Annotated in this window: 24 protein-coding genes; 9 read left to right on the top strand and 15 right to left on the bottom strand. The window is 66.6% G+C overall.

What is annotated here, in order from left to right:
- Positions 1-51 precede the first annotated feature (51 nt).
- A complete protein-coding gene (locus AC3WS4_RS17125) occupies positions 52-1785 on the bottom strand; it encodes an acyl-CoA dehydrogenase (protein ID WP_492736852.1) in 1734 nt (577 codons plus the stop codon).
- A 53-nt stretch (positions 1786-1838) separates the two neighbouring features.
- Here AC3WS4_RS17125 and AC3WS4_RS17120 point away from each other — a divergent pair, with 53 nt between their 5' ends.
- On the top strand, positions 1839-2798 hold the full coding sequence (locus AC3WS4_RS17120) for an L-threonylcarbamoyladenylate synthase (protein WP_492736850.1): 960 nt from the start codon (positions 1839-1841) through the stop codon (positions 2796-2798).
- A 102-nt stretch (positions 2799-2900) separates the two neighbouring features.
- Here the strand turns inward: AC3WS4_RS17120 and AC3WS4_RS17115 are convergent, their stop codons facing one another.
- From AC3WS4_RS17115 to AC3WS4_RS17100, 4 genes are all read right to left on the bottom strand, one after another.
- Positions 2901-3803, bottom strand: coding sequence for a DMT family transporter (locus AC3WS4_RS17115; RefSeq protein ID WP_492736848.1), 903 nt, complete (start codon positions 3801-3803; stop codon positions 2901-2903).
- A gap of 103 nt (positions 3804-3906) precedes the next feature.
- Positions 3907-4320, bottom strand: coding sequence for a hypothetical protein (locus AC3WS4_RS17110; protein WP_492736846.1), 414 nt, complete (start codon positions 4318-4320; stop codon positions 3907-3909).
- Between the two features lie 88 nt (positions 4321-4408).
- Positions 4409-5188 carry an SDR family NAD(P)-dependent oxidoreductase gene (locus AC3WS4_RS17105; RefSeq protein ID WP_492736844.1) on the bottom strand — a complete coding sequence of 260 codons (780 nt, stop codon included), beginning with the start codon at positions 5186-5188 and terminating at the stop codon, positions 4409-4411.
- A gap of 10 nt (positions 5189-5198) precedes the next feature.
- Positions 5199-5705 (bottom strand): thioredoxin family protein, encoded by a 507-nt coding sequence (locus AC3WS4_RS17100; protein WP_492736842.1) that lies wholly within the window; start codon positions 5703-5705, stop codon positions 5199-5201.
- A 56-nt stretch (positions 5706-5761) separates the two neighbouring features.
- On the opposite strand from AC3WS4_RS17100, the gene AC3WS4_RS17095 reads away from it, so the two are divergent.
- The 5 genes from AC3WS4_RS17095 (at position 5762) to AC3WS4_RS17075 (ending at position 10883) form a co-directional block, all read left to right on the top strand.
- On the top strand, positions 5762-7294 hold the full coding sequence (locus tag AC3WS4_RS17095; protein ID WP_492736840.1) for an acyl-CoA carboxylase subunit beta: 1533 nt from the start codon (positions 5762-5764) through the stop codon (positions 7292-7294).
- 95 nt (positions 7295-7389) lie between these two features.
- Entirely contained in the window at positions 7390-8523 is a 1134-nt protein-coding gene (locus tag AC3WS4_RS17090; protein WP_492736839.1) for an acyltransferase family protein, read from the top strand.
- Positions 8524-8535: 12 nt separating this feature from the next.
- Complete coding sequence (locus AC3WS4_RS17085; RefSeq protein WP_056346175.1) at positions 8536-8736, top strand: hypothetical protein; 201 nt, start codon at positions 8536-8538, stop codon at positions 8734-8736.
- 128 nt (positions 8737-8864) lie between these two features.
- Positions 8865-9932 (top strand): S41 family peptidase, encoded by a 1068-nt coding sequence (locus AC3WS4_RS17080; RefSeq protein WP_492742900.1) that lies wholly within the window; start codon positions 8865-8867, stop codon positions 9930-9932.
- A gap of 198 nt (positions 9933-10130) precedes the next feature.
- Positions 10131-10883, top strand: coding sequence for a class I SAM-dependent methyltransferase (locus tag AC3WS4_RS17075; RefSeq protein ID WP_492736835.1), 753 nt, complete (start codon positions 10131-10133; stop codon positions 10881-10883).
- A gap of 96 nt (positions 10884-10979) precedes the next feature.
- Here the strand turns inward: AC3WS4_RS17075 and AC3WS4_RS17070 are convergent, their stop codons facing one another.
- The 8 genes from AC3WS4_RS17070 to ispG are packed head-to-tail and all read right to left on the bottom strand — an operon-like array spanning position 10980 to position 16683.
- Positions 10980-11459 (bottom strand): GNAT family N-acetyltransferase, encoded by a 480-nt coding sequence (locus tag AC3WS4_RS17070; protein WP_492736833.1) that lies wholly within the window; start codon positions 11457-11459, stop codon positions 10980-10982.
- A 40-nt stretch (positions 11460-11499) separates the two neighbouring features.
- Complete coding sequence (locus AC3WS4_RS17065) at positions 11500-11586, bottom strand: H-X9-DG-CTERM domain-containing protein (protein WP_492738050.1); 87 nt, start codon at positions 11584-11586, stop codon at positions 11500-11502.
- 30 nt (positions 11587-11616) lie between these two features.
- Complete coding sequence (locus tag AC3WS4_RS17060) at positions 11617-13371, bottom strand: hypothetical protein (protein WP_492736831.1); 1755 nt, start codon at positions 13369-13371, stop codon at positions 11617-11619.
- A gap of 7 nt (positions 13372-13378) precedes the next feature.
- Positions 13379-13810 carry a hypothetical protein gene (locus tag AC3WS4_RS17055; protein WP_492736830.1) on the bottom strand — a complete coding sequence of 144 codons (432 nt, stop codon included), beginning with the start codon at positions 13808-13810 and terminating at the stop codon, positions 13379-13381.
- On the bottom strand, positions 13807-14553 hold the full coding sequence (locus tag AC3WS4_RS17050; RefSeq protein WP_492736828.1) for a hypothetical protein: 747 nt from the start codon (positions 14551-14553) through the stop codon (positions 13807-13809). Before AC3WS4_RS17050 ends, AC3WS4_RS17055 begins: the two co-directional genes overlap by 4 nt.
- On the bottom strand, positions 14550-15260 hold the full coding sequence (locus AC3WS4_RS17045; RefSeq protein WP_492736827.1) for a polysaccharide deacetylase family protein: 711 nt from the start codon (positions 15258-15260) through the stop codon (positions 14550-14552). Before AC3WS4_RS17045 ends, AC3WS4_RS17050 begins: the two co-directional genes overlap by 4 nt.
- Positions 15261-15274: 14 nt before the next feature.
- Positions 15275-15535 (bottom strand): hypothetical protein, encoded by a 261-nt coding sequence (locus tag AC3WS4_RS17040; protein ID WP_492736825.1) that lies wholly within the window; start codon positions 15533-15535, stop codon positions 15275-15277.
- Positions 15532-16683, bottom strand: a complete 1152-nt coding sequence (gene ispG, locus AC3WS4_RS17035; RefSeq protein WP_492736823.1) for a flavodoxin-dependent (E)-4-hydroxy-3-methylbut-2-enyl-diphosphate synthase — start codon at positions 16681-16683, stop codon at positions 15532-15534. The genes AC3WS4_RS17040 and ispG overlap by 4 nt, the downstream gene beginning before the upstream one ends.
- 215 nt (positions 16684-16898) lie before the next feature.
- Here ispG and AC3WS4_RS17030 point away from each other — a divergent pair, with 215 nt between their 5' ends.
- Positions 16899-17627: a TorF family putative porin gene (locus AC3WS4_RS17030; RefSeq protein ID WP_492736821.1), complete on the top strand. Its 729-nt coding sequence runs from the start codon at positions 16899-16901 to the stop codon at positions 17625-17627.
- Between the two features lie 230 nt (positions 17628-17857).
- On the top strand, positions 17858-18592 hold the full coding sequence (locus AC3WS4_RS17025; RefSeq protein ID WP_056346198.1) for a TorF family putative porin: 735 nt from the start codon (positions 17858-17860) through the stop codon (positions 18590-18592).
- A 200-nt stretch (positions 18593-18792) separates the two neighbouring features.
- On the opposite strand, the gene AC3WS4_RS17020 is transcribed toward AC3WS4_RS17025, so the two are convergent.
- The gene (locus tag AC3WS4_RS17020) at positions 18793-20355 is read right to left on the bottom strand and encodes a toll/interleukin-1 receptor domain-containing protein (protein ID WP_492736819.1); all 1563 of its coding nucleotides are present in this window, start codon (positions 20353-20355) and stop codon (positions 18793-18795) included.
- Positions 20356-20493: 138 nt separating this feature from the next.
- On the opposite strand from AC3WS4_RS17020, the gene creD reads away from it, so the two are divergent.
- Positions 20494-21951 carry a cell envelope integrity protein CreD gene (creD, locus tag AC3WS4_RS17015; RefSeq protein WP_492736817.1) on the top strand — a complete coding sequence of 486 codons (1458 nt, stop codon included), beginning with the start codon at positions 20494-20496 and terminating at the stop codon, positions 21949-21951.
- A gap of 94 nt (positions 21952-22045) precedes the next feature.
- Here creD and AC3WS4_RS17010 read toward each other — a convergent pair whose 3' ends face one another.
- Entirely contained in the window at positions 22046-23194 is a 1149-nt protein-coding gene (locus AC3WS4_RS17010) for an alpha-hydroxy acid oxidase (protein WP_492736815.1), read from the bottom strand.
- Between the last annotated feature and the right edge of the window lie 59 nt (positions 23195-23253).

Below are 23253 nucleotides of genomic sequence, written 5' to 3'. Positions count from 1 at the left end.
GCGATGGTTATCATCGCGTTAATCATGGGAAGGGTGGCTGGTTTGGGCGTGTTATCCCAGCGCAGGAAGCGCCGCGTCGCCGGCGAGAGCCGACGGGGCGAGGCCGACGGCGGCGGGGACGATCTGTTGCAGGTAGAAACGCGTCGAGGCGATTTTCGCTGCGAGGAAGGCGGCGTCGCCCTGGCCCTCTTCGAGCGCGGTTTTCGCCGCCTTGTGCTGCAGCGCCATCAGCCAGCCGCAGGTCGCGGTCGACAGCATGGTGAGATAGGGATAGCTGCCCGCGAGCCGGTCGCCGGTGGGGGCGCTGACCATCCAGTCGGTGATTGCGCGGCACGCGTCGACGAGCTGCTGCAATTCGGGGAAATCGGCCGCGCCATGGGCGATGTCGTCGATCAGGCCGCGGACGAGGTCGCCGCCCGCCATGCCGAGCTTGCGCCCGACCAGATCCGCAGCCTGAATGCCGTTGGTGCCTTCGTAGATCGGGGCGATGCGCGCGTCGCGATAATGCTGCGCGGCGCCGGTTTCCTCGATGAAGCCCATGCCGCCATGGACCTGGATGCCGAGGCTGGCGACCTCGCAGCCGATGTCGGTAGCATGCGCCTTGACCAGCGGGATCAGGATTTCGGCGCGCATCGCGGCGCCCTCGTCGCCCAATTTGCCGAAGTCGATCTGGGCGGCGGCATAATAGGTCAGCGCGCGCGCGGCTTCGGTCTGGGCGCGCATCCGCCACAGCATCCGGCGGACGTCGGGGTGCTGGTCGATGGTGACCGGATTGCGGTCGGTGCCGCCGGCGAGCGCCGACTGGACGCGCTCTGCGGCGAAAGTCTGCGCCTGCTGGGTTGCGCGCTCGGCGATCTGGACCCCCTGGCAACCGACCATCAGGCGCGCGTTGTTCATCATCACGAACATCGCCCGCATGCCGCCCATTTCGGCGCCGACGATCTCGCCGAGGCAATCCTCGTCCTCGCCGTAAACCATCACTGCGGTCGGCGACCCGTGGATGCCGAGCTTGTGCTCGATCGACGCGCAATGGACGCCGTTCGAAATCGTCGAATTGCCGGCGGCGTCGAGGCGATATTTGGGGACGAGGAAGAGCGAGATACCGCGCGTTCCCTCGGGCGCGCCGGGAGTGCGCGCGAGGACGAGGTGGACGATATTGTCGGTGAGATCATGCTCGCCGAAGGTAATGAAGATTTTTTGCCCGCGGATCTTGTAGAGGCCTGCGTCGGGGCCTTCGGTGATCGCTTCGGCGGTCGAACGCAGCGCGCCGACATCGCTGCCGGCGCTCGGTTCGGTCAGGTTCATCGTGCCGTTCCAGGCGCCCGACACGAGGTTCGGGAGCCAGGTCCGGCGCTGGTCCTCGGTGCCATAGGCCATCAGCGCGTGGATCGCGCCGGGGGTCAGGATGTTGCAGAGGGTGAAGCCCATGTCGGCGCTGCCGAGCGCCTCGATCACCACCGTGGCGAGGGTGAAAGGCAGGCCCTGCCCGCCATATTCGGTCGGGCCGTCGATGCTGCCCCAGCCGGCGTCGACGAACGCCCGATAGGCCTCCTTGAACCCCGGGGGCATAGTGACCTTGCCATTGTCCCATTTGGGATTCTGGACGTCGCCGACGCGGTTGAGCGGCGCATAGACCTCTGCCGCGAATTCGCCGATCCCGGTGACGATCGCCTCGACCATGTCGGGGGTCGCGTCGGCGAAACGTTCATGCTGCGCCATCGCGTCGATGCGCGCGATATGGTCGAGGACGAAAAGTTGCTCGGTGGTCGGCGGCGTATAGGTCATGTCAGGCTTCCCTTTTAGGGATGATTCCACAGGTGGCGGCGCTATAGCGCGGCATGGCCGAGGGTCAAACAACACCGCTTACCACCACCGATACCCGCGCTTTCTCCGCGGATGCAATCGCGCGCGCCGGGGGGCTGATCGGGGAGGGGCAGCCGGTCGCGGTGCCCACCGAGACGGTTTACGGGCTCGCCGCCGACGCGCGCAACGCGGCGGCGGTGGCGCGGATTTACGCGGCGAAGGGGCGACCCGACTTCAACCCGCTGATCGTGCATGTACAGGACCTCGCGGCGGCGGAAAAGCTGGGGGTGTTCGGCAAAGTCGAGCGGGCGCTCGCGGCGCGTTTCTGGCCGGGGCCGCTGACGCTGGTGGTGCCGCGCACGGCGGGCTGCCCGGTCGCGAGCATCGCGACGGCGGGGCTCGATACGATTGCGTTGCGGGTGCCGGGGCACCGCGCGATGCAGGCGCTGCTGGCGGCAAGCGGCGCGCCGCTGGCGGCGCCGAGCGCCAATGCGAGCGGCGGAGTGAGTCCGACCAAGGCAAGCCATGTGCTCGCGACGCTCGACGGGCGGATCGCGATGGTGATCGACGACGGGCCGACGACGGCGGGCGTCGAATCGACGATCGCGCGGGTGCGCGACGGCGCGGTCGAAATCCTGCGGCCGGGGCCGGTGACGGCGGCGATGCTGGCCGAGGCGTCGGGGCTGGCGGTGACCGGCGTCGAGGGATCGGAGATCGTCGCGCCGGGGATGCTCGCGAGCCATTATGCGCCGGGCAAGCCGGTGCGGCTGGGCGCGACGGGTTTTGCGCCGGACGAATATGGGATCGGGTTCGGCGCGGTTTTGGGCGATTACCAGCTGAGCGCGGGGGGCGATTTGACCGAGGCGGCGGCGCGCCTGTTCGATGCGCTGCACGCGGGGGCGGCGAGCGCGAAGGCGAAGATCGCGGTGGCGGCGATTCCGACCGAGGGGCTGGGCGCGGCGATCAACGACCGGCTTTCGCGTGCGGCTGTGTAACTTCTCCCCTCCCATTTATGGGAGGGGTCGGGGGAGGGCCTGTTGCCGAGCGCGCCGACAAAACAGGCCCTCCCCTAACCCCTCCCGCAAGCGGGAGGGGGACTAAGCCGCCGCCGGCTCGACGGGATCGTCGTGCGGGACCTTGCGCGCCACGATCAAACACGCTGCGACGATCAGCAGCGCGCCGGCGATCGTCGGCCAGGTCATGCGTTCGTCGAAGAAGAACCAGCCGAACAGCATCGCCCACAGGAAGCCGGTATATTCGGTGGTCGCGAGGATCTGCGCCTCGGCGCGGGCATAGGCCCAGCTCAGCAGCAGCAGCGACAGGGTCGCGAGGATCGCGGCGCCGAGGATGTGCGGCGCATGGTCGCCGCTCGGCACCGCGAGGAACCAGGGCGCGCCGAGCGCGATGATCAGCGCGACGAAGAAATTCTGGAAAAAGGCGATTTCGAGCGGCTCGGCCATCTTCGCCTGCCGCCGCGCGAGGATGAGGTTATAGGCGTAGAGCATCGCCGAGAAAAACACGGCGCCGACCGCCCATAACGCCTCGGGCGCATAGTCGCCGCGGCCCAATTTTCCCGCGACGATGACGAGCACCCCCGCGATGCCGAGCAGCGACGCGGCGATCGAACGCGGGCCGATCTTCTCGCCGAGGAACAGCGCCGCCATGTAGAGCGTGAGCAAGGGCGCGACGAAGGCGATCGCGATCGCCTCGGCCATCGGCAGCCGCGCGAGGCCCCAGAAGAAGCTCAATGCCATACCCGCGACGAACAGCGAGCGGACCGCGTGGATTTTCATCGTGGCGCGGTCGGGCATCGTCGGGCGACTGACGGCATAGATCACGCCGCTGACCAGCGCGCCGGTGCCGGTGCGCCAGAGCACGGCGTTATACGCGCCGATGTCGATCGACAGCCCCTTCATGAGCACGTCCATCGCCGAGAAGGTCGCGATGCCCGCGCACGCGATCAGGAAGGGGATGGTAGGGGAGGGCGAATCGGGGCGCATGGCGGGGGCTGTAGCCGAGATTGTTGAGAAAGGCGCGGCGCGTGCCTTTCTCGATTCCCGGCACCCTGTGCGAGCATCGGCTGTCCCGCATCGTTAACCGTGGCTATTCGTTGCCTTCCTCGCCATCAAGCGGTGGCCTGGCGGCGACGGCGGCCCGAAAACGGTAATATTCTGCGTTGATGGCGACGATGTCATCCGGGGTCAGCTCGACGGGGCCGTCCGCCGACATAAACCGCATACGAGCCCCGCCGCCTTGCCCCAAAGTGCCGCCTCTGCTGTTCTGGACGATCATCAGGGCCGTTCGCATTTCGGGGTCCGAGAGAGGCGCGGCGAGGGACGACGTTTCCATGGCCTGACGAGGGATCAAGTGGGTGTTTCCAAACCGGTCGGTTTGTTCGACCATCGCGACCTCGTTCACGGGATGGGCGGGAGAGAAGAACCCACCGATCAGGCGAATCGAAACGGCGAGGCACAGTATAAACCCAAGTCGAAAGAAGAGCCTCTGAAGAAAACCCATCACCGTACCTCGCAGGCATCCAAACACGACCAGATAAGCAGAGAAGGTTTAAGGGCGCGTTATGGAAGGCCTGTCGAGAGGTCCTTTGTCACCGGAACGTCGCCATCCCGGCCCCGTCGATATTGAGCTTCTGCCCCGAGCAATAGGGGTTGGCGTCCGACACGAACCATAGCACCGCCGCGGCGACATCTTCGGGCAGCGAGACGCGGCCGAAGGGGAATTTGGCGTCGAGGTGATGGATGTCGTCCTGCCCGGTGATCGCGCGCGCCAGCTTGTCGCCCATGTCGCTGACGGTCAGCGAGGGCGAGACGATGTTGACCCGGACCCCGTTCGCCATCTCTTCCTTGGCCAGCGTCAGCGCGAGCGCCTCGCCCGCGGCCTTGCCCATGTTGTACGGCGCGCCGTTGGCGCTGTGGCTGAGCGTCGCGACGCTGGAAATGACGATGATGTCGCTGCGCTTGTGGGTTCGCAACTGCGGCAGCGCGAGGCGGCTGACGCGGTGCGGGCCGAGCGCGTGGGTCGCGATGACGCGTTCGAGTTCGGCCGGATCGGTGTCGGCGACGGTCCGGCCGCGGCTGGCGATGCCGGCGTTGTTGATCAGGATCGACATCGCTCCGAAGTCGCTTTCGATCGCGGCGATCATCGCGGCGCAGGCATCCTCGTCGGTGACCGACGCCTGATAGGCCTTGGCCTTGCGCCCGAGCGCCTCGATCTCCGCGACGGTTGCGGCGGCGGCGTCGGCGTCGCGGGTGTAGTTGACCGCGATGTCGGCGCCTGCCCTCGCCAGCGCCAGCGCGATGCCGCGGCCGATGCCGCGCGACGCGCCGGTGACGAGCGCGGTGCGCCCCGCAAGGTTGATCTCGGCCATGTCTCTCTCCCTATTGCATCAATTCGGTCTGGATTTCGGTGACATTGCGGCTCGCGGCGTTGCGCCATTTGGGCGCCGCCTTGCGGTTGAGGACATGGCCGCGCGCGTCGAGGATCGCGACCGTGGGCGTGCCCTTGATTTTCCTGAAGCCGAAGCGCGTCGGGATTTCCGGGTTCCGGCCGCGCCCGACCTGCGGCATGCCGATATCGACGAAGACGATATGGTAGCGGGTGGCGAGGGCGGCGGCGAGGTCGGCGCTGGTCACCGCATTGGCGAGCCAGGCGCTGTCGTGGCAATCGTTCGCCCCCATCACCAGCAGCACGCGTTTGCCTGACTGGCGCGCGGCGGCGAGCGCGACATCGACCGCCGCCATCGCGTCGGCCTTGGGGTCGAAGGCGGTGGTTTCATAGGGGGTGGCGACGCCGGGGATGCTGCGGAGCGGCGCGTCCTCGCTCGCCGAAACGGGCGTCAGCGGGAGCAGCAGGGCGGCGAAAGCGAGGGCGATTTTGCGCGTCATGGACCGACGATAGGTTTCGCATGACGTTTCCGTCAACGTAAGATAGCCTTCCTCCCATGAGCTGGAAAAAAGAAGTCGACGAACTCGCCGCGCGCCGCGCCATGGCCGAGAAGATGGGCGGGGATGAAAAGGTCGCGCGCCAGCACGGGCGCGGCAAGATGGACGCGCGGGCGCGGCTCGATGCGATCGTCGATACCGGCAGCTTTCGCGAGATCGGCAAGATCGCGGGGCGCGGCACTTATGGCGCCGACGGTGAACTTGAGGATCTGGCGGCGTCGAACTTCATCTTCGGCCGCGCCAATATCGACGGGCGGCCGGTCGTCGCCTCGGCCGACGATTTCACCGTGCGCGGCGGCGCGGCCGATGCGGCGCTGCACCGCAAATTCGTCCAGTGCGAGGCGATGGCGCATGAATATCGCCTGCCGCTGATCCGCATGATCGACGGCACCGGCGGCGGTGGGTCGGTGAAGACGCTCGAGGATATGGGCTATACCTATATCCCGCATGTTCCGGGGTGGCATGAGATCATCGCCAATCTGGATACCGTGCCGGTGGTGGCGCTGGCGCTGGGACCGACCGCTGGGCTGGGCGCGGCGCGGGTGGTGGCGAGCCATTACAGCATCATGGTGCGTGGGCTGTCGCAGCTGTTCGCGGCGGGGCCGGCGGTCGCGGCGGCGATCGGCGATACGCTCGACCGCGAGGAACTGGGCGGGGTCGACGTGCATACGCGCAACGGCGTGGTCGACGACGAGGTCGCGAGCGAGGCTGAGGCGTTCGCGGCGGCGCGGCGCTTTTTGTCGTATTTGCCCTCGTCGATCCACGACCGCGCGGCGCGGACCGAATGCCGCGATCCGATCGACCGGCGCGAGGAAAGCCTGCTCTCGATCGTCCCGCGCGAGGCGAAGCAGGTCTATTCGATGCGGCGCATCGCGGGTGCGGTGTTCGATCAGGGCAGCTTTTTCGAGATGGGCGCGCGCTGGGGGCGAGCCGCGATCACCGCCTTTGCGCGATTGGACGGCTATCCGGTGGCGGTGCTGGCGAGCAATCCGTCGTTCCTCGGCGGATCGTGGGACGCGAAGACGAGCGAGAAGGCCGAGCGCTTCGTCAAGATGGCCGACCAGTTCCGGCTGCCGATCGTGCATCTGGTCGACAATCCGGGCTTCATGATTGGCGGCGAGGCCGAAAGGACGGGGACGATCCGTTACGGGGTGCAGGCGATGAACGCCATTTACCGCGCGACGGTGCCGCTGGCGTCGGTGGTGGTGCGCCGCGCTTACGGGATCGCGGGCAGCGCGATGTCGAACGCCGAACGCTTCCAGTACCGCTTCGCCTGGCCGTCGGGCGACTGGGGCAGCCTGCCGATCGAGGGCGGAGTCGAGGTCGCGTACAAGAGCGAGCTTGAGGCGGCGGCGGACCCTGCGGCGCATCTGGAGGCGATCCGCGAACGATTGAACCGCGTGCGATCGCCGTTCCGCACCGCGGAGAAATATGGGGTGGAGGATATCATCGACCCGCGCGATACGCGGCCGCTCTTGTGCGAGTTTGCCGAACTCGCATGGCGGGTGCTCAACGGCGGGGCCAATAAATAGGGACAGTCCCCATTTAATCGGAGTGGGCTATGGACCATGGAACGGGACGTCGGGATTAAATAGGGACTGTCCCTATTTATTGGCTGGAGAGGCCCATGACCACCACGCGCCATTACGGGATGGACTGGCTCCGCATCGGGGCGTTCGCGCTGCTGATCCTCTATCATATCGGCATGTATTTCGTGCCTTGGGGCTGGCATGTGAAGATCGCCCAGCCGCTCGATTGGGTGGCGATCCCGATGCTCGCGACGAACAGCTGGCGGCTTGCGCTGCTGTTCCTGGTGTCGGGTTATGCGAGCGCGGCGCTGTTCGCGAAGCTCGGCGGTCCGGGCGGTTTCGCGCGGTCGCGCAGCGCGCGGCTGTTGATCCCGCTATTGTTCGGCATGGCGGTGATCGTCCCGCCGCAGCCGTGGATCGACCTCAAGGGCCAGCACGGCTATCCGCACGGCTTCCTGTATTTCTGGCTGCACGATTATTTCGGCTTCCGGTTCATCGATGGCATCGCGCTGCCGACCTGGCAGCATCTGTGGTTCGTCGTGTACCTGTGGGTCTATACGATGCTCGCGGCACTGTTGCTGGCGCTGATCCCCGCCGCAGCGCGGGCGCGGATCGCCGACGGCGCGGCGCACCTTCTCGGCGGGTGGCGGTTGCTGGTTCTGCCCGCCTTGTGGTGGATAGCGCTCTACCTCGCCTTTCCCGACCATGACGAGACGCACGCGCTGTTCGACGACGGGCCGTCGCACCTTCATTATCTGGCTGCCTTCGGCAGCGGCTGGCTGCTGCGCGTGCGGCCGATATTGTTCGAGGCGGTCGCGCGCTGGTGGAAGGTGGCGCTCGCCGTCGGGCTGCTCGCCTTCGTTCCCGTCGCGTGGGTCGAAGGAACATGGCCGGGCGACACGGTCGCGCCCGATTGGGTGTTCCTGCCCTATCATGTCGCGCGCAATATCAACGGCTGGCTGGTGATCGTCGCACTGGTCGGGATTGCCGATCGCTTCTGGAACTGCGACCATCCGAGCCGCGCGATGCTCGCCGAGGCGGTGTTCCCATTCTACATCATTCACCAGACGATCATCGTTGTGGTCGGCTGGTGGCTGTTGCAGGCGGGGGTCGGTGCGTTGCCGTCGTTCGTGGTGCTGCTCGCGGCGACCGTCACGGGATGCTGGCTTTTCTACCGGATCGGGCGCAGCATCACCTGGCTGCGGCCGCTGATCGGACTGCAGCGCCGATAGGGGAGAGCGGGCATGGGTGCAGCGAAGGGCATTATCGCGGTCATCGGGATCGCGGCGATCATGATGGGCGGGCTGTGGATCCTGCAGGGGCTCGACATCGTGCGCTGGCCGGCGAGCAGTTTCATGCTCGGCGACACGACCTGGACGCGCAACGGCACGGTGCTCGCGGTGGTCGGCGTGTTCCTGATCTGGTTCGCGCGCAAGAAGCCGTGAATCGCGTTCGACTACAAATGTAGTTGATCTGTATTGATGATGTGATACACCTTCGTCCGACCGGGGTTGGATTGGAGACCAAGATGATTCGTTCGCCGCGCCTTTTTCCTGCCCTTTTGCTTGCGGGGATGGCGGCGTTACCGCTTGCCGCGTCATCCCCGGCGCTCGCCGCCGACGAGGCCGCGCCGGTGAGCGGCAATGCCGTCGCCGAAGCCTATGCCGCGCTGCTAGCGCGCGACTATGTCTATCCCGAGACCGGCGAGCGTTATGCTGCCGCGATCCGCGCCGCGATCAAGGCGGGCCGCTATGCGCCGCTGACCGGCGAGGCGCTCGGCCGCGCGATCGACGCCGATATCAATGCGGTGTCGCCCGACGGGCATCTGCGGTTGCGCACGCCGCTCGCCGCCCCGCCGGCGGGAGCAGTGCCCGGCGCGCCCGCGCCGATGCCGCGCCCGAAAAAGGTCCCGGTCGAGCAGCCGGGCTGGATCGCCCCCGGCATCGCCTTCGTCCGCTTCAACGTCTTTCCCGACGATGCCGCAGTGACCGCCGAAGCCGCCAAGTTCATGGCCGACCATGCCGATGCGAAGGCGATCATTTTCGACATCCGGACGCATAATGGCGGCGGGCTCGCGCAGATGGACGTGATCTTTCCCTGGCTGTTCGGCCAGGAGACGCGGCTGGTGACGATGGCGACGCGCGCCTCGGTCGATGCGCGCGGCGGATCGCCGATCGACGGAGTGCCGTCGATGCGGCCGGTCACGGGCGATGCGGCGATGGTGACGCGCGAACATTGGGCGACGCCGAATAGCGACACGCGGCTGCGCGATGCGAAAGTCTATGTGCTGACCTCGGGCGCGAGCGCGTCGGCGGCCGAGCATTTTGCGCTCGCGATGAAGCATACCGGGCGCGGGGTGCTGGTCGGCGATCCGACCGCGGGTGCGAATCACTTCGGCTTCGGCGAGGATCTGGGCGGCGGCTATGGCGCCTTCATCCCGGTCGGGCGCACCTATGACCCCACGACCGGCAAGGATTGGGAAGGCAGCGGCGTGCTGCCCGACATCCAGGTCGCCCCCGCAGAGGCGCTCGAACGCGCGCTGACCGAGCTGGGCGTCGATGCCGCCGAGGCGAAGCGCCTGTCCGACGCGCACAAGCCGGGCTGGCCGATGGAGCGGCGGCGCCTCAAGCCCGCGGGCTGACCGCACCCCGATTTTCCGGATCGATCCGCGTCGTTGGTGCGGTCCGCCGCGCCGTTCGTCCGTTCGTCGGCACCGCAAGTGTGTTGGCAGAATAATACACGTTTGACTTGTGCAAATTCTCTATGCCGCGCGTGCATCCGATCATCGGGTTGCTGGCGTCTAGCTGCTGTCATCTGTCGCCACAAAGGGAGGAATATCATGTCGCGTCCGGCACTGCTTCGCAGCACCAGCTATTTTTTCGCCGCCTTCGGGCTTGCCGTCGCCGGGGTAGCGGTCGCGCTGCCGGTCGAACCCGCGCACGCGCAGGTCGCGGCGGTCGAGCCCGGCCGCCCCGCCGCCGACAAGGCGCAGGATGTGAATCGCAAGCCCGGGATGATGGTCAAGTTCGCGCGGATCAAGCGCGGCGACACCGTCGTCGAAATCCTGCCCGGCGAGGGCTATTTCACCCGCATCTTTTCGAACGCGGTCGGGCCGAAGGGCAAGGTCTATGCGACCGAACTGCGCGACCCGGCGAAGGCGCAGGCGATCGCCGCCGAACCGGGGCGCGGCAATATCGAGGTGTTCACCGGCAAGCTCGACGACATTGCCCCGGCGGGTGTCGCCGACGTCGTCTGGACGTCGCGCAACTATCACGACCTGAAAGGGCCGAAGGTCCCCGCCGATGGCGCCGCGCGGATCAACAAGGCGGCGTTCGCGGCGCTCAAGCCAGGCGGCTATTATGTCGTGCTCGACCATAGCGCCGCGGCCGGATCGGGGCTGCGCGACGTCGACACGCTGCATCGCATCGACGCCGAGGCGGTGAAGGCCGAGGTGCTCGCGGCGGGTTTCGTGCTCGAGGGTGAAAGCCCGATGCTGATCAACAAGGCCGATAAACGCACGCTGCCGGTGTTCGACGATGCGATCAAGGGCAGGACTGACCAGTTCGTGCTGCGGTTCAAGAAGCCGGGGTGAGATTTCCCCTCCCTGCAAGGGGTGGGTAGGGCGGACAGCGCGGACGCTCGCTTTGCTCGCGACCCACCCCCAATCTCTCCCTCGCAGGGAGGGGAGTTAGCTGCCTGCCAGTCTGGTCAGCGCGTCGCCGTCGACCCGCATCACGGTCCATTCGTCCATCAGCTTCGCATCGAGGCTCCGGTAGAAACCGATCGCCGGGGCGTTCCAGTCGAGCACCGACCATTCGAGGCGCGCGCAGTCGCGCTCTACGCAGAGCTTGGCGAGATGCGCGAGCAGCGCCTTGCCGAGCCCCGATCCGCGCGCGGCGGGGCGGACGAACAGATCCTCGAGATAGATCCCCGGCTTGCCCTCGAAGGTCGAAAAATTGTGGAAGAAGAGCGCGAAGCCCTGCGGCGCCCCGTCGATCTCGCCGATCACCACCTCGGCATAGGGCCGCGCGCCGAACAGGCGGTCGCCGAGCGTGGCTTCGTCGAAGCGGACTTCATGGGCGAGCTTCTCATAATCGGCGAGGTCGCGGATGAACTGGGCGATCAGCGGCAGGTCGGCGGCGGTGGCGGGGCGGATGGCGAGGGTCATCGCCCCCCTGTGTCGGGCAGGCCCGCGCCTGTCAAACCCTTCAGCCACCGTTGCCGCTCTTCGCTGGCGCGTTGGCCGACCGGACCGATCCGTCGGCGAACACGACATTGATGCCGCCGGTGCACAGGCGCGATGTTTCGGCGACGCAAGCCCGGGGTCAGTCGCGCTGTCCCTTCGGCCGGCGCGGATAGGTGTTTTCGGCTTTCGCTCTGGCGATGATCGCCGCGGCGGCGTCGCGTGCGGCGATGCTTAGTTCGGAATCGTCGGAAAAATAGTCTATATCCCCAGCCGAGGCGTCGTCGAGATCTATCACCTCGTCGCCGATTGCGGCCTCGGCGGTCCAGCCGGCGAGGTCACCCTTGTCCGCCATGCGGTGATAGCGCGCCAAGTCGCAGGCGACTTCGCCCTCGCTCGGGTTGTCCATAGCGAACAGGTCACGCGGCTTGTCGCCGAAGCGTGCGCACTCGCGCCGATAGGCGGTGTCGTCCGCCATCAACATTTCGAGCCGCTCGGTGAACTTCTGCCGCGATCGGAGGTTGCAGGCGTCAGCCAGATCGGATGATCTGGAATCCTCGGAGACTGCGGTGCAGCGTGCGTCGATGACCGCGGGATCGGTAAGCATCGCTTCGATGCTGCGGTCGTGCCGGTACGACTGTGCGCTAAGGCAAGCACCCGAGACGCGGCGGTGGCGTCCCGGAATGCCTTGGCCGCCATTGCCATTGCAAAGGACACGATAGCCTTCATCATCGTCGGTGAGCAGTTTAGCGAGCTGCGATTCGATAGCCACGTCATAGGAGACGCAGGCGTGGGCCAGTGCACCTTCACGGTCGGTTTCGGGTGTCGCTTCGCATTGCGGCGCAAGGATTGCGCCGTGCATTGCCATATCCCGGCCAATCATTCGATCACGGTTCCACTGAGCCTCGAAGCAGGCGATGGAGAGCGCCTCGCTCTGGTCTTCTTTTGCGGTCGCGCCGCATAACGTGTCGCGCCGGGCGGGGTCGTCACGAAGGTCTGCCAACGCAGCGTTGAGTATTTCGTTTTTCGCCGCTGCGGCGGCGCGGCGTTTGCAGGCTTCTCTCGTCTTGGCGGTGCGCTGATCATAGGGTGGATACTGGATGGTGGCCGAACATTTGTCGTTCGCCATCCGGTCGTCGAGCAGATCGACGGGATAGCGGTCATCGTCCCTGTGGGCCAGCGTCCTTCGCATCTGGCTCGCCGCGATGGCTGCCTCGGCGTAGCGGTCGTCGCCTTCTCCGGGAAAGCTGCCCTCGATTGCGTCGAGCAGCGTCAGCGCGTCGTCAAAACGGCCCAATTCGCGCAGGCCGTTGACGATATAGAGGCTCAGTCCCAGTAATTTGGCGTCGGATTCGTCCATCGCATCGATCAGCGCCGGGCCGTCTGCGGTGAATTGCTCGACGCGGCGTTTGCGCAGCATCGGTTCGATCGTCGCCCAGGTCGAACGCTGGAGCAGATGGAAGCGCGTCGAGGCAGGGCGGCCGAGCTGCGTCGCGAGCCAATAGGCCTGAGCGTGGCGATTGTCGGATTTGAGCGCAAGATAGGCGGGGTCGGCGATCAGCCCGGGAAGCCGCGCGCGTTCGGCGACGCCGTAATCGCCATAGGTCATGCGCCGCTCGTCGCTTGCTTCCATCGCCGCATAGTCGGGCAGGATGACGAGGCCATTGTCGGGACAAACCGGAATCTGCACATCCATCAGCGCATCGCCGAGCCAGCTGCCATCGGGCAGGGTGATCAGCGGAAAGGCCGAATAACCGACCTCCTGCGTGAACGTCTTGCCGCCGAGCGGGCAGGTGAAGCTGCGCTTGTCGAGGTTCTCGTCGCCCTGTGCTGCAGCGACGGGAGCGAGCGTCGCCGACAATAGAAAGAGAAGGATGAGGCGAAGGACGTTCGTCATGCGCCTGTCAAACGCCGCGCTTGATCCGCCCGCGTGCGCCAAGGATCGCGAGCGCGGCGATGACGAGTGCGGGCTGGCCGATCACGGCCGGGGCGTCGGCCCAGAAGGTCGCGGGGCCGCAGATGCCGGTGGCGACCTCATAGATGTGGAGCGCGCCGTGGAGCGCGAGCCACAGCCCGCCGACGATCGCGGCGCGCCAGCGGCGGATCGGGCTGGCGGTCGCGTAGAGCAGGATCAGGCCCGAGCCGATATAGGCCAGGCCGATGTCGCGGATGAAATGCTGGTTCGGCGGGCCGGTGGTGACGACGGTGGGCACGAACACATACCAGTCGAGCGGCCTCGCCAGCATGAAGAGGCCGTTGGCGAGGGTGGTGAGCGCCGCGACCAGCAGGAGCAGCTGGACAAGCCGGTCTAGCGCGTCGAGCTTTGCATTTGTCATGAGGCATTCCCCCGGTGAAACCGATCATAGGCGACGAACAGCGCCGCGCCGATCGACGACGCCATCAGCCCGACGACGAGCGAGTCGACGATCATCAGCGCCCAGACCATGGCATCGGGCGCGCCGAGCGCCCATCGATGGTTCATTCCATGCAGCCACGATAGCGGCGCGAAGACGAGCGGCAGGAGCAAGGCGAGCAACAGGAGCCACGGCCAGCTTTTGGCGATCAGCGCCTTCATCGGGGTGATACGGTCGCCGAACAGCCCCGCGAGCATCACGAACAGGAAGGGCAGCGAAAGCAGGCTGAAGACGATCGAGACCGCGACCGGCGCTTTCCGGTCGGCGATCAGCGCAAAAAGCTCGCCGATCGATCCGATCGCCATGAACAGCACAAAACCGATCACCAACCGCACCCATGCGAGCCGGCGAATATCGTACCAGCGCCCGCCGTGCGCGCGGCACCACCAGAAGCGCGCCGAGGCGATGAAGGTCAGGACGAGTCCGGCGATCTTCGCATAGCCGAAGGCCCAGCGCAGCGGATCGTTGCCGGCGAGCTTCGCGGCGGCGACGCTGTCGAACATGCCGAGGTGGATTTCGGCGACATGCTGCGCGAATTCGGGAACGACGACGAGTGCGACAACGATCGGGCCGACCCAGAATAGGCTGACGCTGAGCGTGAGATATTGGGCGACGGCCGAGAGGATCGTGCGAAGGATCGTCATGGCCTTGGATGCGGTGGTCATTCGGGCTGTTCCCCCTTCAGCAATTCGCCGACCGTGACGATGCGATAGCCTTTGGCGGCGAGTCCGTCGAGGACCAGCGGCACCGCCGCACGCTCGACCCTGTTGCCGCGGTACATCGGATGGATCAGGATGATCGACCCCGGCCGTGCGCGCGACACGATGTCGCGGGCATAGGTTTCGGGCGTGATGTTGTGCACCGCGTCGTCGGCGACGTCCCAGGTGATGCTGCGATATCCTTCCTGCTCGACCGCGAGCGGCAGGCCGGCGAGGCGGCGGCCGAAGGGCGGGCGGAACAGCGTCGGATGCGCCACTCCGGCGGCGCGCAGCAGCGCATCGGTGCGCGCGATCTCTTCGCGGTAAAACGCCTGCGACCGCCCGATCATGCGCTTGTGCGACCAGCTGTGGTTGCCGAGTTCGTGCCCTGCGGCGAGCAGGCGCTTCGCCTGTTCGGGATAGCGCGCCATCTTGCTGCCGATGAGGAAGAAGGTCGCATGGACGCGGCGCTTCGCCAGTTCATCGATGACCGCATCGACTCCCTCGGGCGTCGGGCCGTCGTCGAAGGACAGGGCGACGATCTTTTCGCCGGTCTCGACGCGGCAGGTGACGTCGCCGACCATCTGCCAGCAGGGCAGCTTGGTGATGCGCCAAAGGACGGTGACGAGGATGAGGAGGACGGCGAGGAGAGCGATCCGGAGCGGTCGCCGCACGCTGCCCGCTCTTCTCATTCGCGCCCTGGCCGCCCCACATCGTCGCCGAGCCGGACGATCTTGCCGACCTCCAGCTCGTCGATGTGCAGTTTGCGGATGCGCGCCTTGCCGATGCGGAGGTGGCCGATGGCGAGCGCGCCTACCGCGAAGGCGCCGAGCGCGAAGGCACCGATCGCGAGCGCGGCGATATGGCCTGCGCCGAGCGCCGCGGCGCCGGTCGCGGCCGCTTTCCGCGCAACCGGAGGTTCGATGACGATGTCGGTCTTCGCCTTCACGCGGCCTTGCCGTGGAGGGTGTCCATGCTCACCGCGCTGCCCGCGTCGATCTCGGCGGCCTTGGCCTCGACGAGCTTCACGACATGCGCGATCATGTCGGCGTCCTGGACATGATGGTCGGTGACGCCCGAGAGATAGACCATATGCTTGCCGTTGCCGCCGCCGGTGATGCCGATATCGGTCTCGCGCGCCTCGCCGGGGCCGTTGACGACGCAGCCGAGGACCGAGAGTGACATCGGGGTCTTGATGTGGCCGAGCGCCTCTTCGAGCGCCTGGACGGTGCGGATGACGTCGAAGCCCTGGCGCGCGCAGCTGGGGCACGACACCACGCGGACACCGCGGGTGCGCAGGCCCAGCGATTTCAGAATCTCGTATCCGACGCGCACTTCCTCCTCGGGTTCGGCCGAGAGGCTGACGCGGATCGTGTCGCCGATGCCGGCCCAGAGCAGATTGCCGATGCCGAGCGCCGACTTGACGGTGCCGCCGATGAGGCCGCCCGCCTCGGTGATGCCGAGGTGCAGCGGGCAGTCGACCGCATCGGCGAGCTGCGTGTAGGCGGCGACGGCGAGGAAGACGTCGCTCGCCTTCACCGCGACCTTGTATTCGTGAAAATCATGGTCCTGGAGCAGCTTGATATGGTCGAGCGCGCTTTCGGTCAGCGCCTCGGGGCAGGGCTCGCCATATTTTTCGAGCAGATCCTTTTCGAGGCTGCCCGCGTTGACCCCGATGCGGATCGCGCAGCCATTGGCCTTGGCGGCGCGGACGACCTCGCCGACGCGTTCACTGCTGCCGATGTTGCCGGGGTTGATGCGCAGGCACGCGGCGCCGGCGTCGGCGGCTTCCAAGGCGCGCTTATAGTGGAAATGAATGTCGGCGATGATCGGCACGCGCGCGGCGCGGACGATCTTGCCGAGCGCGGCGGTCGAATCGGTGTCGGGGCAGGAGACGCGGATCAGGTCGGCGCCCGCCTCTTCGCAGCGGCGGATCTGGTCGATCGTCGCGACCGCATCGCTGGTCAGCGTGTTGGTCATCGTCTGCACCGTGATCGGCGCGCCGCCGCCGACGGGGACGGTGCCGACCATGATCTGGCGGCTGGTGCGCCGCGCGATGTCGCGCCAGGGGCGCAGGCCGGGGTTGTGATCGCTCATTCTTCGGTCCTCGGGAGGGGGTGGGAGGTCTTTAGAGCAGGATTGTGGCGGGATGAAGCTTTCTATTCATCGTTGCCCCCGCGCAGGCGGGGCCGCAATCGGCCTTGCGCTACTTCTCCAGCGGCCCCCGCCTGCGCGGGGGCGACGGATTAGGTTGCGTCGGCCATCGCACGCCGCCAAGGTCGCGCTCCCCCCAAACACCCCAAGGATTTTCCATGCTTCGCCTGCTTGCCGTCCCGGCGCTCCTGTTCGCCGTTCCCGCCACCGCGCAGGAGATCACCGACCCGCCGTCGAGCGCGCTGTCGGTGTCGGGCGGGGTCGATCTGGTGTCGGACTATCGCTTCCGCGGCCTCTCGCTGTCGGACAAGGACGTCGCGGTGCAGCCGACGATCACGGTCACCCACGACAGCGGCTTCTACCTCGGTGCCTGGGGATCGAATATCGACGCCGGGCCGGCGCGGGGCGACGTCGAGGCGCAGCTTTATGGCGGCTATGAGACCCAGATCGCGTCGGGCACGCGGCTCGACCTGGGGGCCACCTATTATTGGTATCCCGACGGCGACAAGGCTTTTGGACCGAGCGATTTCGGCGAAGCGAGTGCGCGCCTGTCCTATATGCTGGGGCCGGTCGAGGCGACGGGAACGGTGGCTTATGCCTGGGACCAGGCGGCGCTCGGCGATGCGGACAATCTCTATCTGAGGCTCGGCCTGTCGTCGGGCATTCCGAACACGCCGGTGACGTTGAAGGCCAGCGTCGGTCATAGCGACGGTGCGCTGGCGCCCGGGGGCGATTATCGCGACTGGTCGCTCGGCGCGAGCGCGACCTTCGACCGCTTCACCCTCGGGCTGAAATATGTCGACACCGATGTGCGCAAGACCGGGGTGAAGGCGATCGACCGGCGCTATGACGCGACGGTCGTCGCCTCGCTCGGTTTCTCCTTCTAGCTCATTCTGGCCGACGTAATATTGTTTCGGGTGAAACCGGTCCGACGCAAGGTAATTGTTGCATAATTGTCACATCGACCCTTTTTAAGACAGGAGCGGTAACTTTTTCGATTGTGCGGCGCAGCAACTTGCCCAAAAGAGACGCACGCATGACCGGACCGGCCCGATACAGAGGCTGGCTGTCACGCAGCAGGCAGGGACGATCCGTTTTTCCATTTGGGGATCTGTCCATGAAGAAACTCTCCCGCGCATGCCTCGGCATGCTTCTCGCCGCCGTTGCCGTTCCGCAGGCCGCCTACGCCCAGGACGCAGAAGAAGACACCGACGGCATCACCATCACCGGTGGTGCAACGGTGGTCAGCGACTATCGTTTCCGCGGTTTCAGCCAGTCGAACGAAGAAGCGGCGATCCAGGGCACTTTCACGATCACGCATGAAAGCGGCCTCTATGTCGGCACCTGGGGTTCGAGCATCGGCTTTAACAACGGCACCGAAATCGACGTCTATGGCGGCTATTCGACCGAACTGACCTCGGGCCTCGTCGGCGACATCGGCGCGACGCTCTATCTCTATCCCGGCGTCGGCAACACCACCGTGATCGAACCCTATGCGTCGCTGACCGGCACCGTCGGCCCGGCGTCGATCAAGGGCGGCGTCGCCTGGGCGCCCGGCGGCCAGGATTCGCTCGGCGACGCCAGCGGCATCTATCTGTACAGCGATGTCGGCGTCGCGATCCCCGATACCCCGATCAAGCTGAAGGGCCATCTCGGCTATGCCAAGAGCGACAGCTTCCTCGGCGGGCTCGACGGCGAAGTGTTCGACTATTCGGTCGGGGTCGACTTCACCTGGAAGATGCTGACGCTCGGCATTTCCTACGTTAACACCGATGCTCCCAAGACCCTTGGCTACAAGGAAGCCGTGGGTGCCGACGGTGCGGTCCTCTTCTCGCTCGGCGCCTCTTTCTGACGCCGGGCCCGGAGGCGGCCTCTGGGGGGAGGCCGCCTCCCTTTTCTCTCTCGACGGAAAGGGCCGGCGTTCGCCGGCCTTTTTCTGTCTAGGAGTGACAATGGGCGGAAATGGGCAAGCCGCCATATAAACTTCGCTCGACACGAACGGAAGAGGGGGCGGTCTGGGGAAGCCACCCCGGACCGGTCGGTGGGTCCAGGCTAAGGCTTTTTCGCCGCCAGCGCGTCGCGCGCGCCGCGGAGGCCGAGGAATTGTTCGGCGAGCATCCAGTCCTGGCGTGCGAGCTTGGGGTCGGAGAGGCTGACCGCCTTCGCCTGATCGAGCAGGCCGGCCGCCCTGGTCGCGGCCTCGCCGCTCAACAGCGGATAGCTTTTCCCCAGCGCATAGACCTCCCAGCCGAAGGGGACGTGGCGATAGGTGTCGACATAGGTGTCGCCGCCGGCGCGGATGACGTTGACATCATTCGAGATATTCTGGTCGACCGGCGACAGCTTGTCGATCCCCGCGACATAGGTTTCCGCGATCTCCCTCGCCTCGCCCGCGCCGACCTCGGGCAGCAGCGCGAGCGTCGCCATCGCCGACACCGACGGCGCCTCGGTGCGCAGGCTGTTGTCGGGATAGTCGGACCAGTTGACCCCGGCGCGCGGACGGCGCTTCTTGAGCCATTCGACCGCGCGGGCGCGCGCCGCCCTGGCCTTCGCCTGCAACGCCGGATCGGCCTTGAGAACCGGGTCGATGTCGCGCAGCGCGATGACCGACAGCGCGGTGATATAAGTGGCGGCATTGTCGGGGCGGTCGGCGGCGTCCATCGTGCTCGACCACCAGCCTTCGCGATTTTGCGCGGCGAGCAGCGCGTCGACCACGGGCGCCGGGGGCGCCCGGTCCATCACGCCATAAGCGGTCAGCGTCCAGGTCGAGACGATGGTGAAGGGCGCGCCCTCGACCATCACGCAATGGCAGGGGCCGCCGAGGAATTTGGTCACCGCCGCCTCGAAGCGCGCAAGTTCCGCGGCGCTCGGCGATTTTTCGACCGCGATGAGCTGGGCGAGCGCCCAGAACACCTTGCCGTTGTTGGTGGTCTCGACGTCGTTCAGCGCGCTGACCAGCGCGTTCGCCATCACGGGCTCGGTGGTCTTGACCGTCTTGTCGAAGCTCGCGGCGGTGGCGGCCTGATCGAAGGAGGTTCCGCTCCCGGCAAAATACCAGCCGCCGCCACCGACCGTGGCGATCGCGAGCGCGGCCGCGCCGCCGAGTGCGAGCGGCGAGAAGCGGCGCTTCTGCGGGCCGGCGGGACGGATGTCGTCGGTTGGCGGCGCGGCGCCGGTCTTCTTCAGCCGCCGGTCGATCGCGGTCAGCACGCGCTGCCACGCCGGATGCGCCTCGCTGCCGTCGAAGCCCGACATGTCGAGGACGTTGACGTTATAGAATTCGGCGGGCAGCGCCTCGGGATCGATCTTGTCGAGCGCGATCGCGACGAGCGAACCACGGTCGAGCCCGATGCGGCTTTCGATGCGCACCCAGCGGCGCTGGATCGCGGCGGGGGTCCAGCAGCCGAGCACGACCCCGGCGCCCTTGACCGCGCGGTCGATGACGTCGGGAAATTCGGCGCCGGCGTCGATCCCCTCGGCGTCGAAAAACACATGATGGCCGCGCGCGAGCAGCAGGTCGCGCAGTTGCATCGCCTTGTCCGCATCGGCGCGGCTGTAGCTGACGAAGATGTCGTAGGGGCGCTCGTTCGACGCGTCCCCCTCTTGCGCAGTCATGGTCGTCGCAACCTTCTGTCCCCCGTGCGTCGCGATACCCCGATGCAGCGATAGCATTCCCGCGACACATCGCAAGTCGCTTGACGCTGTCGATGAACCGTTTATTTCCAGCGACGAGTTGAGCGAGAGGAGTCCCCCATGCCCCAAGCCGCGTCCGTTCCGCCCGTCCCGTCATCCCCCAATCCGCCCCGCGAAAAGGGCGAACGCTCGCCGGGCGTGAAGCTGGTGATCGCGGTGCTCATCGCGGTTGCGCTGATGGTGCCGCTGCTGATGGTCTATGGGCTGCTGTGGGACCGGCAGGAACAGGCGCAGACCGCGCAGGCGTCGATCGGGCAGGGCTGGGGCGGGCAACAGACGATCGCCGGGCCGGTGATCGTCATCCCCTATCGGGCGACCGAGACACAGACGGTGACCGAAAATGGCCGCGATGTGACGCGGTCGGTGACCGTTCTTCGAAACCTCTATCTCTCGCCGCAGGCGAACAAGGCCGACGTCGTCATCAAGCCCGAGAAGCGCAAGAAGGCGATTTACGAGACCGTCGTCTATGAAAGCCAGATTTCGGGGAGCGCCGATTTCGTGCTGCCCGCCGACATCGCGCGCTATGGCGTCGCGCGCGAGGCGCTGTTGCTCGACCGCGCCGAACTGCGGCTCGGCGTCAGCGACGCGCGCGGCCTCGTCGACGGCAACAGCCTGGCGGTGAACGGCACCGCGGTGCCGCTGCAGCCCGGCAAGGGGCTGCTCTCGACCGGCAATTCGGGAACCTTCGCCTTCGTCGACTGGACCGGCGGCGCGCCGATGAAGGTCGATTACAAGATCGGGGTGCGCGGCCTCGGCGATTTCCGGCTGGTCCCGCGCGGAGTTGATACGCGCTGGACGGTCAAGTCGAGCTGGCCGAACCCCAGCTTCGGCGGCGATTTCCTGCCGACGACGCGCAGCGTGACCGGCAGCGGCTTCACCGCGACCTACGCGATCCCGAACCTCGCGCTCGGACAGGCGCAGGTGCTGACCGGCGACCTGTCGGCGCCGCAGGTGAGTTATGGCGGCGGGCGCGACCAATATGTCGAAACCGCCGCGGTCGAAGCCGTTGCGGCGGCGGCCGACGGCGCGAGCGAGGCGTCGGGCGGCACCGCCAAGGCGATCGCGATCAGCCTGATCGAACCCGTCGACCTCTACAGCCAGGTCGATCGCAGCATCAAATATGGTTTCCTGTTCATCGGCTTCACCTTCGTCGCCTTCCTGATGTTCGATGTCATCGCCGGTGCGCGCGTCGCGGCGGCCGAATATCTGCTGACCGGTGTGGCGCTCGTGTTGTTCTTCGTGCTGCTGCTGGCCTTCGCCGAGGTGATCGGTTTCCTGTTCGCCTATCTGCTGGCGGCGTATAGCGCGGCGGTGCTCAAGAGCTGGAAACGCGCGCGGTTCCTCGCGGCGATGCTGCTCGGGCTTTATGCGCTGCTCTATGTGCTGCTCAACCTCGAGGCCTATTCGCTGCTGATCGGGTCGGTGCTGATGTTCTTCGCGCTCGCGGGCGTGATGTACATGACGCGGAATATCGACTGGGGCGGGGTCGGGAAGAAGACGGAAGAGGTGGCGGCCTAAACCTCGTCATTGCGAGCGAAGCGAAGCAATCCAGGGCGGTTTATGCCTGCTCTGGATTGCCGCGTCGCTTCGCTCCTCGCAATGACGAGCCGGGTTACCGCCAGCGCAGGTTGTCGCGTGACAGGTCGGCGAGGCTTTTCGCCCCCATCAGCTTCATCCCGCGTTCCATCTCGGCGCGAAGCAGGGCGATCGCGCGGCTCACCCCGTCCTCACCCGCCGCCGCCAGCGCGTAGAGATAAAGCCGCCCGCCCGAGCAGGCCTTCGCGCCGACCGACAGCGCCTTCAGCACATGCGTCCCGCGCGTGATGCCGCCGTCGCAGATCACCTCGATCCTGTCGCCGACCGCGTCGACGATCTCGGCGAGCGCGTCGAAGGGTGCGCGGCTGCCGTCGAGCTGGCGCCCGCCATGGTTCGACACCATGATCGCACTCGCGCCGATGTCGACCGCGCGGCGCGCATCCTCGACCGCGACGATGCCCTTCAAACAGAAGGGACCGTCCCATTGTTTGCGGATCGCCTCGGCGCGCTTCCAGTCGAGACTCTGGTCGAGCATCGAGGTGAAATATTCGGCGACCGATTTGGGCACGCTCGACCCTTCGGAGACATGCGTCGCGAGGTTGGGCAGGCTGAATTTCTCGCGCAGCACATAGTTGAGGCCCCAGCCGGGCTTGATCGCATAGCTGAGCATGTTGCCCGGCGTGAAGCGTGGCGGCGAGGTGAAGCCCGAGCGCAGGCACCGTTCGCGATTGCCGCCGACGATCGTGTCGACGGTGAGCGCGACCGCGTCGAACTTTGCGGCGCGCGCCGCGTCGAGCATCGCGGTGTTGAGGCCTTCGTCGTGGTGGACATAAAGCTGGAAGAGCTTCGGGCCGTCGGTGAGCGCGCCGGCCTCTGCGAGGCCGATCGTCGCGAGGCTGCTGATCCCCGCGACGGTGCCGGCGTTCGCCGCGGCGCGCAGCACCGCGCGCTCGCCCTGCCAGTGGAAAAGGCGCTGGAGCGCGGTCGGCGAGAGAAAGAGCGGCATCGCCATCTCGCGTCCGAACAGGGTGGTGCGCATGTCGATGCTCTCCACCCCTGCGAGCACGCGGGGGATGAGGTCGCAATCGTCGAAGGCGGCGCGATTGCGGCGGCGGGTGACCTCGTCGTCGGCGGCGCCGTCGATATAGTCGAACACCGGCCAGGGCAGGCGCCGCTTCGCGAGGGCGCGGAAATCGTCGATATTGTGGCAGTCGGTGAGTTTCATTTCGGCCCCGCTCTTACCCCGTCATTGCGAGCATAGCGAAGCAATCCAGGGCGGTTTTA

The organism is Sphingopyxis sp. EU05-FHT14B03, assembly GCF_058790875.1.
This window is presented reverse-complemented; position numbering and strand designations above follow the sequence as displayed.

What these genes read in the sequence shown, in the direction of transcription:
- AC3WS4_RS17125 (WP_492736852.1), bottom strand. Translation starts at nt 1,785, where the DNA reads ATGACCTATACGCCGCCGACCACCGAGCAACTTTTCGTCCTCGACCAT.
- AC3WS4_RS17120 (WP_492736850.1), top strand. Translation starts at nt 1,839, where the DNA reads ATGGCCGAGGGTCAAACAACACCGCTTACCACCACCGATACCCGCGCT.
- AC3WS4_RS17115 (WP_492736848.1), bottom strand. Translation starts at nt 3,803, where the DNA reads ATGCGCCCCGATTCGCCCTCCCCTACCATCCCCTTCCTGATCGCGTGC.
- AC3WS4_RS17110 (WP_492736846.1), bottom strand. Translation starts at nt 4,320, where the DNA reads ATGGGTTTTCTTCAGAGGCTCTTCTTTCGACTTGGGTTTATACTGTGC.
- AC3WS4_RS17105 (WP_492736844.1), bottom strand. Translation starts at nt 5,188, where the DNA reads ATGGCCGAGATCAACCTTGCGGGGCGCACCGCGCTCGTCACCGGCGCG.
- AC3WS4_RS17100 (WP_492736842.1), bottom strand. Translation starts at nt 5,705, where the DNA reads ATGACGCGCAAAATCGCCCTCGCTTTCGCCGCCCTGCTGCTCCCGCTG.
- AC3WS4_RS17095 (WP_492736840.1), top strand. Translation starts at nt 5,762, where the DNA reads ATGAGCTGGAAAAAAGAAGTCGACGAACTCGCCGCGCGCCGCGCCATG.
- AC3WS4_RS17090 (WP_492736839.1), top strand. Translation starts at nt 7,390, where the DNA reads ATGACCACCACGCGCCATTACGGGATGGACTGGCTCCGCATCGGGGCG.
- AC3WS4_RS17085 (WP_056346175.1), top strand. Translation starts at nt 8,536, where the DNA reads ATGGGTGCAGCGAAGGGCATTATCGCGGTCATCGGGATCGCGGCGATC.
- AC3WS4_RS17080 (WP_492742900.1), top strand. Translation starts at nt 8,865, where the DNA reads ATGGCGGCGTTACCGCTTGCCGCGTCATCCCCGGCGCTCGCCGCCGAC.
- AC3WS4_RS17075 (WP_492736835.1), top strand. Translation starts at nt 10,131, where the DNA reads ATGTCGCGTCCGGCACTGCTTCGCAGCACCAGCTATTTTTTCGCCGCC.
- AC3WS4_RS17070 (WP_492736833.1), bottom strand. Translation starts at nt 11,459, where the DNA reads ATGACCCTCGCCATCCGCCCCGCCACCGCCGCCGACCTGCCGCTGATC.
- AC3WS4_RS17060 (WP_492736831.1), bottom strand. Translation starts at nt 13,371, where the DNA reads ATGACGAACGTCCTTCGCCTCATCCTTCTCTTTCTATTGTCGGCGACG.
- AC3WS4_RS17055 (WP_492736830.1), bottom strand. Translation starts at nt 13,810, where the DNA reads ATGACAAATGCAAAGCTCGACGCGCTAGACCGGCTTGTCCAGCTGCTC.
- AC3WS4_RS17050 (WP_492736828.1), bottom strand. Translation starts at nt 14,553, where the DNA reads ATGACCACCGCATCCAAGGCCATGACGATCCTTCGCACGATCCTCTCG.
- ispG (WP_492736823.1), bottom strand. Translation starts at nt 16,683, where the DNA reads ATGAGCGATCACAACCCCGGCCTGCGCCCCTGGCGCGACATCGCGCGG.
- AC3WS4_RS17030 (WP_492736821.1), top strand. Translation starts at nt 16,899, where the DNA reads ATGCTTCGCCTGCTTGCCGTCCCGGCGCTCCTGTTCGCCGTTCCCGCC.
- AC3WS4_RS17025 (WP_056346198.1), top strand. Translation starts at nt 17,858, where the DNA reads ATGAAGAAACTCTCCCGCGCATGCCTCGGCATGCTTCTCGCCGCCGTT.
- AC3WS4_RS17020 (WP_492736819.1), bottom strand. Translation starts at nt 20,355, where the DNA reads ATGACTGCGCAAGAGGGGGACGCGTCGAACGAGCGCCCCTACGACATC.
- creD (WP_492736817.1), top strand. Translation starts at nt 20,494, where the DNA reads ATGCCCCAAGCCGCGTCCGTTCCGCCCGTCCCGTCATCCCCCAATCCG.
- AC3WS4_RS17010 (WP_492736815.1), bottom strand. Translation starts at nt 23,194, where the DNA reads ATGAAACTCACCGACTGCCACAATATCGACGATTTCCGCGCCCTCGCG.